Below are 1,122 nucleotides of genomic sequence, written 5' to 3'. Positions count from 1 at the left end.
CGCCCCCGCCCGGACGAATCCGGGCGGGGGCGCCGTGAGCGGCAGCCGGAGCTGCGCGCGGGGCCTCACAGGCCGATCTCGACCTCGTTTGGACCCTCTCGGCCTCAGAGACCGAGCTCGACCTCGAACTCGCCGGCTTCCAGGATCGCCTTGACGGCGCCCAGGTACCGGGCCGCGTCCGCGCCGTCCACCAGGCGGTGGTCGTAGGACAGGGTCAGGTACGTCATGTCGCGGACGCCGATGACGGTGCCCTCGGGGGTCTCGATGACCACCGGGCGCTTGACCGTCGCGCCGATGCCCAGGATGGCGACCTGGTTCGGGGGCACGATGACCGTGTCGAACAGCGCACCGCGCGAGCCGGTGTTGCTGATGGTGAAGGTCGCGCCCGACAGCTCGTCCGGCGTGATCTTGTTGCCGCGGACCTTGGAGGCCAGGTCGGCGGTCGCCTTGGAGATGCCCGCCAGGTTGAGGTCACCGGCACCCTTGATGACCGGGGTCATCAGGCCCTTCTCGGAGTCCACGGCGATGCCGATGTTCTCCGAGTCGAAGTAGGTGATGGTGCCCTCGTCCTCGTTGATCCGGGCGTTGACGACCGCGTGGGCCTTCAGCGCCTGGGCCGCGGCCTTGACGAAGAACGGCATCGGGGACAGCTTGACGCCCTCGCGGGCGAGGAAGCCGGCCTTGGCCTTCTCGCGCAGCTTCATGATCTTGGTGATGTCCACCTCGACCACGGAGCTGAGCTGCGCCTGCGAGTGCAGGGCCTTCATCATGTTGTCGCCGATGACCTTGCGCATGCGGGTCATCTTGACCGTCTGACCACGCAGCTCGGACACCGCGGCGGCCGGAGCCTTGGCGGCGGGAGCGGCGGCCGGCGCCGGAGCGGCGGCAGCGGCCTTGGCGGCCTCGGCGGCGGCCAGGACGTCCTGCTTGCGGATACGGCCACCGACACCGGTGCCCGAGACCGTGGACAGGTTGACGCCGGACTCCGAGGCGAGCTTGCGCACCAGCGGGGTCACGTAAGCGCCCTCGTCACCGGCGGAGACCGGGGCGGCGGGGGCAACGGGAGCGGCGGGGGCGACCGGAGCCGGAGCGGCGACCGGGGCCACGGCGGCCACGGGGGCC

The 1,122-nt window shown here is 71.3% G+C and carries 1 protein-coding gene; it reads right to left on the bottom strand.

From position 1 onward, the window contains the following. Positions 1 to 104 precede the first annotated feature (104 nt). Positions 105 to 1,122: 2-oxoglutarate dehydrogenase, E2 component, dihydrolipoamide succinyltransferase (gene sucB / locus ACFV0Q_RS41930; protein WP_385013385.1), on the bottom strand; the 1,018-nt coding region annotated here is incomplete at its 5' end.

It is taken from the genome of Streptomyces sp. NPDC059564, from assembly GCF_042735575.1.
Taxonomy (GTDB): domain Bacteria; phylum Actinomycetota; class Actinomycetes; order Streptomycetales; family Streptomycetaceae; genus Streptomyces.
The sequence above is the reverse complement of the archived record's forward strand: the minus strand, read 5'-3'. Positions and strand labels throughout refer to the sequence as shown.